Genomic DNA, 12,760 nt, shown 5'->3' on the forward strand with positions numbered 1-12,760 from the left:
TATTATGAAAAAGATTATATATAGTTTAATTTGTCTTTCCTCAGCAATGGCTTTTGGACAAAACAGCATTCTGAATGCTAATTCTCCTCAGACATTCAGAGAAGATCGTGAGATCAAGAAAGATAGTATAACACCTCTTAAATATGGATTTATAGAAGATAAAGACATTTTGAGAAGTATGGTTGTATGGGAAATTATTGATATGAACGATAAAATCAATCAGCCTTTCTATCATAATGCTGATGGCTTGGTTTCTCAAAACAAGTCTCTTTATCAAATCTTATTAGATGCTGTTAATTCAGGTAAAATAAAAGAAGTTTATTCTGGTGATGATTTTACAACTAGATTAACCCCGGAAGGTATTGCAGCTGCTACATCTGTTCCAATGGTCGATGATTATTTCACAGAAATAATGAATGCCAATAAGATTGAAGATGCAGAAGCTCAAAGACTTTTAAAATATTTTACTTCTCTTAAAGGTGCTGGTAATAAGCAAGTTGATGGGATGTTTATGAAATATTCTACCAGACTTGCCGATGTTTTGGAGTATAACGGAGCTGCTCAGCCTGCCGCTACTGAAGAAACTGTAACTACAGGAAAAGGTAAAAAGAAAAAAACGGTTAAGAAAACAACCAAGGCTCCTTCTATAGAACCTGGAACGATGCTTGTTAACTTAGACGGTTCTTGGTATAAAATCAAAAAAAGTGATGTTGAAGCTAACGTTGGTTTTTCTGAAACTAAAACTGAGAAAGTTAAAGCGCTTAAGCTAATGGGAATGTGGTATATCGATAAAAGAGATACTCAGTTAAGATATAGACTTCTTGGAATTGCTGCTATGGGTGAAGATCCTAACTCCGCGATTTTGAAAGCTGAAAGAGCTAGACAAATGCAGGAATCAGGCGCTCCGGTTGATCCATCTATCCTAAATGAAGCTAGTGATTTAATCGATCTTTTCTGGATCTATTATCCGGATGCTAGACAGGTTTTAAGCAGTAATTATATCTTTAATGCTAAAAACTCTACATCTGATATCACTTTTGATGATGTTCTTAATGCAAGAAGATTTTCATCAGTAATCTACAAAGCGGATAATGGCTTAGGAAGAGGTGGAAGTGGTATTATTGACGAATACATTCCAAATGATGCAGAAGGACAATTGGAAGAAAGCGACAGAATCAAAGCACAGATTCTTCAAATGGAAAATGATATGTGGAATTACTAATATTTCTCATAGCCCAAATAAAAAAACCTGAGTATCTTTACTCAGGTTTTTTATTTTATGGAACACGTAGATTATATCATCGTTGGAGCTGGATATGCGGGAGTTTTTTTTGCTCATCAATTGATTAAGGAAAAGAAATCTTTCAAGATTTTTTATGATGAAAATATCTCCGCTTCTCAGATTTCTGCCGGCGTTTGTAATCCTGTTATTCTGAAGAGATTTAATACATTTTGGAAGTCTCAACAACAAATTGATTATCTGAATGTCATCTTCAAAGAAATTGAAGCTTATACTTCCAAAAATTATTTGATTGATGAAAATGTTGTTCGGATTTTTCATAATGATTCCGAGAAAGTGCAATGGACCAAAAATTCTCAGAAAGAAGATTTGAGGTCTTATCTTAACCCGGATTTTATAAAATTAGTGTCTGTTGAAAATTCTTTCGGAGCTGGAAAGGTCAATCAATCCTGCAGAATTGATGTTTCTAGTTTCTTTACAGATATATTGAATTATTTAGAAGACAACAATTATTTAATCAAAGAAAAATTCGATCATCAATTAATTGATACTGCAAACAATTCGTATAAAAATTTCACATTTAAAAATCTTATTTTCTGCGAAGGTATTGCAAGCAACACTAATCCATTTTTTAGTAATGTTCCAATTCAACCCAATAAAGGCCATTGTTTGAAAGTTAAGTTAAATAAAGTTCCAGACTCATACATTATTAAGAAAAAGCATTTCTTATTTAATCTTCAGAATGATGACTATTACTACGGTGGAACTTATGACCGTTTTGATAAAACTAATAATATCAATGATGAATCAGTCGAAGAATTAAAATCAGGACTTCAGGAAATTTATAAAAATGACTTTGAAATTCAGGATATCAATGTAGCCTTTCGTGCGACGGTTGCGGACAGAAGACCAATTTTAGGAAGGCATCAGAAATATCAGAATTTCTACATCTTTAATGGGTTGGGAGCAAGAGGTGTTTACAACGGAAGTTATTTTTCTAAAGTACTGTTTGATTTTATAGAGAATAATTTGAATCTTGAATCTGAAATTGATGTTAAAAGATTCTATTAATTTTTTAACGTATTTTAAATTATACTAATTTGGTCAAAATTGAATGAATTGTTAAATTTGTACCTGATTACATTGAATGATGGAGAACGAACTAAAAAAAACTTACCAGAAACTTATAGATGAAAATATTGAATCAAAATCGATAGAAGAAGTTCTGGAGATTCTGACAAATACTTTTCCCAATGAAGTTTGCTTTTCAACAAGCTTTAGTTTCGAAGACCAGGTTATCACAGACTTTGTCAAAAATTCTAGAATCCAGGTTTTCACACTAGACACAGGTCGACTATTCGAAGATACTTATAACACTTGGAATTTAACCAAATCTAAGTATCAACTACCTATCAAAGCCTTTTATCCAAATCCGGAAGAATTAGAACCTTTCATCCAGGAAAATGGACCGGATTCTTTTTACAGGTCTGTAGAGAATCGTAAAACTTGCTGTGAGATAAGAAAAGTTCATCCACTGAAAAGAGCTCTGAAAGGCAACAAAATCTGGATTACGGGACTCAGAGCAGAGCATTCAGTCGCAAGAGAAAATCTTTCTCAATTCGAATGGGATGAGTCGAACCAGATCATCAAGTATCATCCAATCCTATTCTGGACAACGGAACAAGTAAGAGATTACATTAAAAAAAATAATATTCCTTATAATGTTTTGCACGACAAAGGGTTCGTCAGCATTGGTTGTGCGCCTTGTACGCGTGCTATTCAACCAGGCGAAGATTTTCGTGCGGGTCGCTGGTGGTGGGAAGATGCCAGCAAAAAAGAGTGTGGTCTCCACGTTCACAAATAACAATTAATAAAAATTAAAATGTCAAAATATCATTTGGATTATCTGGAGCAGTTAGAATCCGAAGCCATCCATATTTTCAGAGAAGTCGCTGGTCAGTTCGAACGTCCAGCTTTACTTTTCAGTGGAGGGAAGGATAGTATTACGCTCGTTCATTTGGCACTAAAAGCTTTTCGCCCGGGTAAATTTCCTTTTCCATTGGTTCACATCGATACAGGTCATAATTTTCCCGAAGTTCTGGAATTTCGTGACCAATTAGCTGAGCAGATTGGAGAAAAACTAATTGTAAGAAAAGTAGAAGACACTATTAAAGAAAAGGGTTTGAGAGAACCAAAAGGAAAATTGCCGAGCAGAAACGCATTGCAAACTTTTACACTTTTGGACACGATAGAAGAATTCGAATTCGATTGCTGCATCGGCGGCGGAAGACGCGATGAGGAAAAAGCCAGAGCCAAAGAACGTATTTTCTCTGTTCGTGATGATTTTGGGCAATGGGATCCAAAACTTCAGCGCCCAGAACTTTGGAATACCTACAACGGGAAAATCCACAAAGGAGAACAGGTACGCGCTTTCCCAATCAGCAACTGGACAGAATTGGATGTCTGGAATTATATCTTGAAAGAGAATATCCAATTACCTTCAATTTACTTCTCACACGAGCGTGAGGTTCTTAATTTTGATAACCAATTCATCGCAATGAACGAGTTTGTTAATCTTGATGAAAACGATGTCGTAACCAAAGAAAAAGTTCGCTACAGAACGGTTGGTGATATGACTTGTACCGCAGCAGTATTATCTGAAGCGACCAATCTGGAACAAGTGATTGCCGAAATTATCACGACCAAAACCAGCGAACGAGGCGAAACAAGAATAGACGACAGAACTTCGGAAGCCGCAATGGAGGACAGAAAAAAAGCAGGTTATTTTTAATTATTAATGATGAATTATGAATGATGAATGATGAGATTGGGAAAAGTTTCTCAAAATCATTTATCAAGTATCAATTATCGATTATCAAAACAATGGACATATTAAGATTCATCACTGCAGGAAGTGTAGACGACGGAAAAAGCACACTGATAGGCAGATTATTATACGACAGCAAAAATATTCTGATAGACCAATTAGAAGCTGTAGAACGCGCAAGCAAATTCAAAAATGATGGCGAGCTGGATTTGGCTTTGCTGACAGACGGTTTAAGAGCCGAACGCGAACAAGGAATCACCATCGATGTGGCTTACAAATATTTCTCGACGCCGAAACGTAAATTCATTATCGCAGATGCGCCTGGACACGTTCAGTACACCCGAAATATGATTACAGGAGCCAGCAATTCCGATTTGATTATTATCCTGATTGACGCCAGAAACGGAATCATCGAACAAACCAAAAGACATTCGATTATTGCATCATTACTCAATATTCCGAATGTTGTAGTGGCGATTAACAAACTGGATTTGGTTAATTATTCCGAAGACATTTTTAACAATATAAAAAATGACTATTCAAAAATGGCAGAACAGCTGTCTTTGAATAATGTCGTTTATATTCCAATTTCGGCTTTAGATGGTGACAATATCGTTGATAAATCTGAAAACCTGAATTGGTACGACGGAAAAACTTTATTGGATTATCTGGAGTCTGTTGAATTAGAAAACAACATCAATCTGGATAAAGCTAGATTTCCTGTTCAGTACGTGATTCGCCCTCAGACAGAAGAACTCCACGATTATCGTGGTTATGCAGGGAAAATCTCCAGTGGAATCTACAAAGTTGGAGATTCGGTGACGATTTTACCTTCCGGAACCGAGAGTAAGATTTCATCCATTGAAATCAACCAGCAAAAAGTAGAAGAAGCTTTTGCGCCTCAAAGTGTGATTTTGCATTTGGAAGACGATGTAGATATCAGCCGTGGCGATTTGATTGTAAAATCCGACGACCTTCCAAAAATTGAACAGGAATTAGAAGTTCTCGTTTGTTGGATGGGTGACAAACCTTTGAAATCCAGTTCAAAATATCTGATTCAAAATAATACGACGCAAGTCAAAGTGGTTATCAAAGAAATTGACTATAAACTCGATGTCAATACTTTGGAAAAACAAGAAGTTGAGCAAGTTTCCCTAAACGAAATTGTAAAATTAAAATTGAAAACCGCAAAACCTTTGGCTTACGATTCTTACAAAGATTTGGCTTCCAATGGTGGAATTATTTTCATCGATGAATCGAGTTTTGTAACAGTTGGCGCAGGATTGATTCAATAATTTTAAATAAAAAAGACTTTGACATCAAAAATTTCACTTCCGGTTTTCATCAACGCATCGACTAACAAAATCCTGATTGTCGGCGGTGGAAAATTAGCTTCTGAACAGCTCAATGATTTGATGCAGAATATTCCGGATGCTAATATCAGCGTTCTTGCCAAGAGACTTTCTGATGATATCAAAAACCTTTTGCTGGAAAATACGTCGGTCAGGATTATTAATGAGGATTTTGATGATTCATATTTAGAAATTGCAGATTTGTTCATTGTGGCTACAGAAGATTCTGCGCAGGACCAGCTGATAATCAATAAAATCAAAGAGAGAAAAAATTTATATTTCGCTCCGAGTCTTCCTTCGGATAACGATTTTTTCTTTCGGGGGAATAATGATTCGCAAGAGAGAAAATCTCTTTTCATTATTAATGGCGAAAAGAAATGGCGAAGAATCGCAACTATATTTTTCTGGGCATTTGTCGTTTTGCTGATAGGAAATATAGTGTCATTTTATATGGGATTCAAAGATTTAGAAGTTGCTTATCAATATCTAAATGCCAACACAGACGAACGATTTTTCTGGTTGTTTTTGGTCGGATTTTTAGCACAATTGATTGATGGAGCACTGGGAATGGGCTATGGTGTGACTTGTACAGCGGCATTGTTGTATATCGGGATTCCTTTGCCGGCAATCAGCAGTAGTATTCATACAGCAGAAATGTTTTCCAGCGGCGCTTCCGGATTTAGTCACTATAAATTTGGGAATATCAATAAGAAATTATTCAAGAATATTTTGATTCCGGGTGTAATAGGTGCAATTTTAGGAGCATTATTGCTAGCTTATTTCGGAGAAAAATATTCCGGAATTATCAAACCGATTTTAGCCACCTACACCTTCATTCTTGGAATAAGAATTTTGTTTAATGCATTCAAGAAAAATAAAAAACGCAAAAAGACGAAGAGAGTCGGCTGGTTAGCTGGTGCAGGCGGTTTCTTGGATTCCTTTGGAGGTGGCGGTTGGGGACCATTGGTAACATCAACTTTAATTTCAAAAGGAAAAACGCCACGTTACATCATCGGAACTGTGAGCCTTACTGAGTTTTTCGTAACCTTTGCCAGCGCTCTGACATTCTTTTCAGTTATCGGAATCAGCCATTGGCAATTGATTACCGCTTTGATTTTAGGTGGTATTCTTGCAGCTCCAATTGCAGCAAAACTAGCAGGAAAATTACCTTTGAAGGCAATGTTTATCGGAGTAGGATTAATGGTAATTATCTGGAGTCTCAATGTTTTGTTGAAAGCTCTGCATCTTATCTGATTCTTTAGATAAATGTCAAAACCAAAGCAATTACCAATCCAATCGCTGTGAAAACCATTCCGCGTTTGAAAGCTTTGGTCTTAGGATTAAACATCCAGAAACTAGAAATTACAAAGAAAAATAATGAAATTCCGAAGAATGTATTCAGTGGAGATAGTGTGTCTTTGGATTGAGACTTGTGAAGTTTCGTCATTTTGTCTAAAACGAATGGTAATTCTTTCTTAGAATATTTTGCTTCACCAGTTTTGATATTATAAGTTCCTTGTTTGAAAAACATTACATCGCCTTCAGTTTTTTCAACCTCAAAACCCTTGATTTTGATTTCTTTTCCTAATTTTTTCTCATCCAGATTAGCCTCGAATTTCTTCTCATAACTTTTTTCTTTTTTCAAAAAATCTGTATCTCTGTAAACCAACAAAACGCCACTGATAGCATAAACAGCCATTATTCCAGCCAAGAAATACCCCAGATATCGGTGTGTGATTCTCATAAACGTTTTTGTATCCTTGATTTTATCCATTTTTATATTTGTTTTTTTTAATTTGAAAAAGTGGAGACAAATGTATGACTCCACTTTTATTTTTAGAAATTTGATTTGATATTTATTAAAGTTTATATGTCAAAGTCATATAATAGTTTCTTGGCATAATCGGATTCACTGAATAATTCTCGTGAACATTATAATTTAAAACATTGAATGCGTTAGCTAATTTACCTTGGATAAGGAATTTTTTGTAGTGATAAGCAATGCTAAAATCTACTTGAGTGAAACCTGTCAATGGAATCATTCTATCTGTTTTCTGATTTCCGTTCTCATCTTTTTGGTTGTTCCATCCTCCAAACCTACTTCCGGTATAAAATGCAGTTGCACCGATTTTAAGACCTTTCACATATTTGTCAAAAGTATAGAATACAGAAGCGTTTGCAGTATTGAGAGGCGTTCTTACAATTCTTTCACCTTCGATAAAGCTGTTGAGTGTATTCGGAGTTTTCTGGTAAGTCATATAATTATAAGAATAGCCTGCTATAACAGATAGATTGGCAAGAGGATTTCCAGTGATGTCCACTTCCACACCTTGGCTTCTCGTTTTTCCAGTCAGTTCTTTGATATTGGTGTTTGTGTTTACTCTTCCATATTCATCGAATGGTGCTGTCTGAGCCAGATTACTGTTGTCGATTTGATAAGCAGTAACATTAAAAGCTAACGTGTTGTCCAAAAGATTCTTCTTCAATCCTACTTCCCATTGATCAATGATAGATGCTGGAAGAGCTTTGTTATTGATGTCATTTCCAGTATTCGGCGTAAAGGAATTAGAATAACTGGCAAATGTTGTAAAACTGTTATTCCATTCGTAGACAAGACCAAATCTAGGAGAAAATGCACTCTGTGAAAATAATTGTCCACCAGATTTTTTATGGTCATAATAAGTCGTCGTCAAAACAGGTCTGTTCTCTAGATAAGACCATCTTACACCCACCAGAACTTTGAATTTTTCTGTTACCGAAATCAAGTCCTGAAGATAGAATCCAATTCTTCTCGTTGGTGTTCTTATCAGGTCTCTTTTTTTAGTTTCCAAAACATTGCCGCTTGCCCAGCTTGCTTCGTTACTTAGATATATTTTATTGTCTTCGGTATTACCATTGGTTCCATATTTTACCGTTGAATCTTTATCTGGTGTCCAGATACCATCATTTTTCAAATAAGAAAATGTATAGACATCGGCTTGCAGATAATCAGCATCACCACCAAATAATAATTTATGTTTCAATCGTCCTGTATTGAACTCACCGTTAAGATTGATTTGTACGGAAGCATAATTTTGTTCCTGATAATTTTTAGCAGCTGTTCTTTCCCAGTAATAATCACTCTTTGTCGTGTCATACATCCACTGCATTCTTTCGCCTCCAAAAAAGTCTCTTGTGTAATTCTGGTAAGAAGCCACGGCATTCAGCGCCCATTTTTGATTGAAAGAGTGATTTAACGTTACTGTAGACGTTGCCATTTGGTTGATTTGATTCTGCCAGCTAATGCCTGGGTTTTCTTTGATGCCCAGCAAATTGTTGATGATAGACTTGGATGTCTTTGGGACAAGAACTAAGGTTCCGATTCCAAAATCAGGCGTGAATTCCTGTTTCAAGTAATCACCTTCTACAATCAACTGTGTTTTATCTGATAGGTTGAAAAGAAAACTTGGATTGAAATAATACTTTTCGCCAGTAACACCGTTTCTGAAACTCTCCTTGTTTTCATAAGCGCCATTAACACGAAAAGCCGCTGTTCTACTTAGAGAGTCGTAATAATCTATTGCTGTTTTATAATTGTTCCAGCTTCCGACACTAGCTGCAATGGTTCCGCCTTCTTTAAAGAGTGGTTTTTTAGTAATCATATTCAATATACCGCCTGGCGCAATATTTCCATATAAAATAGCCGCACTTCCTTTCAGCACTTCAACTCTTTCCATTCCCGAAACTTCTGGAAAAATACCGCTGTTGACACGAGAACCATTTTTATAAATATTCTCATTACCAAATGTATAGCCTCTTGCTCCAAAACTGTCCTGTGAGCCACCTCTAGCGGAAGTAATATACATTCCGTTAACATTTCTCACGACATCTGATAATTGCTGTGCTTGTTGTTGCTCGATGATTTCGTGGGTCACAATAGCTGTGGCCTGCGGATTTTCCATCACATCGAGGTTGGACTTGGTAGTGAATGTCTTTGCCTTATTAGGATTTCCTGCTTTATGGAGCTTGACATCTTCTATGGTTCTTACATTCAAAGAATCAGTTTTTGCCTCCTGAGCGTAACCAAAAACAGATAGTGTGATAAGACCTAGTACAACAACATTTTTTCTCATAGTTTATTTAGAATATTTAAAAACTGGGCAAAAGTATAAAATGTATCATTACCTACTCAGTATTATTTTAAATAATTCTAAATAATGAAGTCTGATTGATTTAATTATATGTAAATCAATGTTTTATAATATTATGATATTTATCAATTATTCCTGAAGCTCCAACCAACGCATTTCAAATTCTTCAAGTTTTTCTGATATTGTTTCAAGTTCCGAAGATAGTTTTGAGATTTTATCGTAATCAGATTCGTTGTTGAGTTGCTCTAGAATCTCAGCTCTTTTTTCTTCCAATTTTGGCATTTCTTTCTCGATAGTTTCCAGCTCACGTTGCTCTTTGAAAGATAATTTCTTTTTACTTGGTTGAGTTGTAGCAATAGTAGGCGTTTCTATTTCTTTCGGAGCTTCAACCTTTTCAACTTTCAGAGTTTCTGCTTTTGGATTTTTATCCTCTGATTTCAAATGTTCACGATATTCAGAAAAATTCCCGACAAACTCTTTGATTTTTCCTTCACCTTCAAAGGCCAAAACGTGACCCACAATTCTGTCCATAAAATAACGGTCGTGCGAAACAATAATCAAACTGCCTTGAAAATTCTGTAAAAAGTTTTCTAAAACTGTCAACGTTGGCAAATCCAGATCATTTGTGGGCTCATCAAAAATCAGGAAATTCGGATTTTGATAAAGAATATACATTAAATGCAGACGACGTTTTTCTCCCCCAGACAATTTGGAAATCGGAGAATATTGCGTCTGGTCATCAAACAAGAATAATCTCAAGAACTGAGAGGCCGATATGGTTTTTCCATTAGCCAAAGGAAAATTTTCTCCAATTTCTTTGATGAAATCAATCACTCTTTCGTCTTCTTTGTATTGCAAACCTTTCTGAGTAAAATATCCGAATTTAATCGTTTCCCCAGTTTCAATTTCTCCTGAATCTTTTGGCTCAAAACCTTGGATGATATTCAGTAAAGTGGACTTTCCAGCACCATTTTTTCCAACAATTCCAACTTTTTCACCTCTTTGAAATTGATAAGAAAAATCTTTGAAAAGGACTTTTTCACCAAAGCTTTTGTTGATGTTTTTCAATTCAAGAATTTTATTTCCCAATCTTTTCATCTCGAAATCCAATTCTAGAGCTTGTTTTCGGGTATCGGTTTTCGCGATTTTTTCGGTTTCGTAAAAATCATCTTGTCTCGATTTGGACTTTGTAGTTCTCGCTTTCGGTTGTCTACGCATCCATTCCAGCTCCTTTCTGTATAGGTTTTGCGCTTTATCAATCGTTGAGTTCAGATTGTCCTCACGAATCATTTTGTTCTCAAGATAAGTCGCATAACTTCCGTTGTGGAGGTAGAGATTTCCGTCTTCCATTTCCCATATTTTGTCACAAACGGCATCTAAAAAATAACGGTCGTGCGTTACCAAAAGCAATGTAATTTTCGCTTTACTCAGATAGTTTTCCAGCCATTCTACCATTTCCACATCCAAGTGGTTGGTCGGTTCATCCATAATCAATAAGGTATGGCGATGTTCAGCTCTGGTTTCTGTCAAAAGTTTTGCCAATGCAATTCTCTTGATTTGTCCACCGGAGAGCGTTCCCATTTTCGCTTTCAAATCTGTGATTTTAAGCTGAGAAAGGATTTGTTCCATTTCGTTTTCCAAATCCCAAGCCTTATGGATTTCCATCTCTGCCAAAGCCGCTTCCATATCATCCGGGTTTTCAGAAGTCAATGCATGATGGTATTTTTTCAAAGCTAAAATTGGAGCAGAATCCAAAGTCATCATAAATTCCTCGACAGACAATTTCGGGTCAAAATCAATTTCCTGGTCAAACAAAACGACCTGAATATCTTTGTTGATAACCGTAGTTCCACTATCCGCGATTTCCTTTCCCATCAGGATTTTCAGAAGTGTAGACTTCCCGCTTCCGTTTTTGGCAACAATTGCGATTTTGTCACCTTCGTTCACGTGGAAACTGATATTTTTAAATAAAACTTTGACGCCGTAAGATTTGCTCAGATTTTCTGCAGAAACGTAATTCATTGTATGGTTTATAACGATTGGCGAAAATACGAAATTGAAAACCGAATATCCCATAAACTCCATTAATAAAACAATTTTTTGGGCAGCTTTATCCGTCTTCCGCTCCCAATCTTTTCACTCCACTTCGTTGCGTAAAAAGGATTTCCGCTCAAGCCGGGCTGCTGCGATTCAGTGTTCAGTTATAATTGTTTATTATTAGAAATCATTTTTAACTTTTGTTTAGATTATTAAAAAAAAATTCAGAAGTTTGTTTTTCAATTAAACCTATGAAAAAACTCAACTTTCTTTTCGTATTTTTTATTTACGTAGTTTCTCAAGCGCAACTTATTTCAGGAACAGTTTTATCCAAAGGTGACAATCAACCAATTCCTTATGCTAAAATCGGAATCCTGAATAGTAATTATGGTGTTCAGGCGGATGAAAACGGAAAATTCGAAATTCAGTTGGAGAAAGTCAGTAAAGACAAAGAGCTGATAGTTGTTGTGGGCGGATACAAACAGTTCAGAAGCTCTGTAGAAGACTTCGTCAAAAGCAATCCTCACAATATTTATTTGTACGAAAAGGTAACCAATATCCAGGAAGTTGTGTTGACGCCTCAAAATTATAAAGAGAAAAATCTAGGAGTCAACGCTAAATCAAAATCCTTAATGTTCACGCCAAATATGGAGAAAGGGAATTCGGTGGTAGAGGAAACTGCGGTAGAGTTCAGTTCCAACAAGCGATTGAAAATTAATAAAATCAATATGAATTTTTCCAGATTCGAATCCACGATGCCTATCAAAGTCCGTTACACGATTTACGATGAAAAAGATGGAAAACCGAATAATCTGATTTTGGAAAATGATATTATAGCCACAATTGGAAAAGAAAATTTGAAGGATTCTACATTTTCTCTGGATGTTAGCAAAGAATCGATTTGGTTGGAGGGCAAGTTCTTCGTAGGAATTCAATTCATCGGACAATCCAATGGGAAAGTGGCTTTGAGTGGTGCTTTGTTCAGGTCAGGGTACTACCGTTCTTTCTATGGAAATTGGGAAAAAATTGGTATGGCAGCACCAGCTATCAATATTGATGTGAAAGTTAAAAAGTAGTTTGATTTATTTTTACATTTGACTGAAAATAATTTGTCGTAGGTTTTGCGGATTAAGCAGATTTTGGCGTTTTTAATCTTCTATATCTGTATAATCAG

At 35.8% G+C, this 12,760-nt stretch carries 10 protein-coding genes; 7 read left to right on the forward strand and 3 right to left on the reverse strand.

The genetic code is table 11. From position 1 onward, the window contains the following. Window positions 1–4: 4 nt before the first annotated feature. From gldN to KI430_RS16565, 6 genes are all read left to right on the forward strand, one after another. Window positions 5–1,222 (forward strand): gliding motility protein GldN, encoded by a 1,218-nt coding sequence (gene gldN, locus KI430_RS16540; protein WP_248876002.1) that lies wholly within the window; start codon window positions 5–7, stop codon window positions 1,220–1,222. A gap of 57 nt (window positions 1,223–1,279) precedes the next feature. After that, window positions 1,280–2,311 carry an NAD(P)/FAD-dependent oxidoreductase gene (locus tag KI430_RS16545; protein WP_248876003.1) on the forward strand — a complete coding sequence of 344 codons (1,032 nt, stop codon included), beginning with the start codon at window positions 1,280–1,282 and terminating at the stop codon, window positions 2,309–2,311. 79 nt (window positions 2,312–2,390) lie between these two features. After that, the gene (locus tag KI430_RS16550) at window positions 2,391–3,104 is read left to right on the forward strand and encodes a phosphoadenylyl-sulfate reductase (protein WP_248876004.1); all 714 of its coding nucleotides are present in this window, start codon (window positions 2,391–2,393) and stop codon (window positions 3,102–3,104) included. Between the two features lie 18 nt (window positions 3,105–3,122). After that, window positions 3,123–4,031, forward strand: a complete 909-nt coding sequence (cysD, locus tag KI430_RS16555) for a sulfate adenylyltransferase subunit CysD (RefSeq protein ID WP_248876005.1) — start codon at window positions 3,123–3,125, stop codon at window positions 4,029–4,031. Between the two features lie 92 nt (window positions 4,032–4,123). Then, window positions 4,124–5,362 (forward strand): sulfate adenylyltransferase subunit 1, encoded by a 1,239-nt coding sequence (locus KI430_RS16560; RefSeq protein WP_248876006.1) that lies wholly within the window; start codon window positions 4,124–4,126, stop codon window positions 5,360–5,362. Between the two features lie 18 nt (window positions 5,363–5,380). Further along, complete coding sequence (locus tag KI430_RS16565) at window positions 5,381–6,673, forward strand: TSUP family transporter (RefSeq protein WP_248876007.1); 1,293 nt, start codon at window positions 5,381–5,383, stop codon at window positions 6,671–6,673. A gap of 4 nt (window positions 6,674–6,677) precedes the next feature. On the opposite strand, the gene KI430_RS16570 is transcribed toward KI430_RS16565, so the two are convergent. From KI430_RS16570 to KI430_RS16580, 3 genes are all read right to left on the reverse strand, one after another. Further along, window positions 6,678–7,193 (reverse strand): hypothetical protein, encoded by a 516-nt coding sequence (locus KI430_RS16570; protein WP_248876008.1) that lies wholly within the window; start codon window positions 7,191–7,193, stop codon window positions 6,678–6,680. A gap of 85 nt (window positions 7,194–7,278) precedes the next feature. Beyond that, the gene (locus KI430_RS16575) at window positions 7,279–9,531 is read right to left on the reverse strand and encodes a TonB-dependent siderophore receptor (protein ID WP_248876009.1); all 2,253 of its coding nucleotides are present in this window, start codon (window positions 9,529–9,531) and stop codon (window positions 7,279–7,281) included. Between the two features lie 147 nt (window positions 9,532–9,678). Next, entirely contained in the window at window positions 9,679–11,571 is a 1,893-nt protein-coding gene (locus tag KI430_RS16580; RefSeq protein WP_248878366.1) for an ABC-F family ATP-binding cassette domain-containing protein, read from the reverse strand. Window positions 11,572–11,837: 266 nt separating this feature from the next. Here KI430_RS16580 and KI430_RS16585 point away from each other — a divergent pair, with 266 nt between their 5' ends. Beyond that, a complete protein-coding gene (locus KI430_RS16585; RefSeq protein WP_248876010.1) occupies window positions 11,838–12,662 on the forward strand; it encodes a carboxypeptidase-like regulatory domain-containing protein in 825 nt (274 codons plus the stop codon). Window positions 12,663–12,760 lie beyond the last annotated feature (98 nt).

This window comes from Epilithonimonas zeae, from assembly GCF_023278365.1.
In the GTDB taxonomy this organism is placed as follows: Bacteria; Bacteroidota; Bacteroidia; order Flavobacteriales; family Weeksellaceae; genus Epilithonimonas; species Epilithonimonas zeae_A.

Excerpts from the sequence above, each read along its gene's own strand:
- cysD (WP_248876005.1), top strand. The coding sequence starts at position 3,123 with ATGTCAAAATATCATTTGGATTATCTGGAGCAGTTAGAATCCGAAGCC.
- KI430_RS16575 (WP_248876009.1), bottom strand. The coding sequence starts at position 9,531 with ATGAGAAAAAATGTTGTTGTACTAGGTCTTATCACACTATCTGTTTTT.
- KI430_RS16585 (WP_248876010.1), top strand. The coding sequence starts at position 11,838 with ATGAAAAAACTCAACTTTCTTTTCGTATTTTTTATTTACGTAGTTTCT.
- KI430_RS16560 (WP_248876006.1), top strand. The coding sequence starts at position 4,124 with ATGGACATATTAAGATTCATCACTGCAGGAAGTGTAGACGACGGAAAA.
- KI430_RS16545 (WP_248876003.1), top strand. The coding sequence starts at position 1,280 with ATGGAACACGTAGATTATATCATCGTTGGAGCTGGATATGCGGGAGTT.
- KI430_RS16550 (WP_248876004.1), top strand. The coding sequence starts at position 2,391 with ATGGAGAACGAACTAAAAAAAACTTACCAGAAACTTATAGATGAAAAT.
- gldN (WP_248876002.1), top strand. The coding sequence starts at position 5 with ATGAAAAAGATTATATATAGTTTAATTTGTCTTTCCTCAGCAATGGCT.
- KI430_RS16580 (WP_248878366.1), bottom strand. The coding sequence starts at position 11,571 with ATGAATTACGTTTCTGCAGAAAATCTGAGCAAATCTTACGGCGTCAAA.
- KI430_RS16570 (WP_248876008.1), bottom strand. The coding sequence starts at position 7,193 with ATGGATAAAATCAAGGATACAAAAACGTTTATGAGAATCACACACCGA.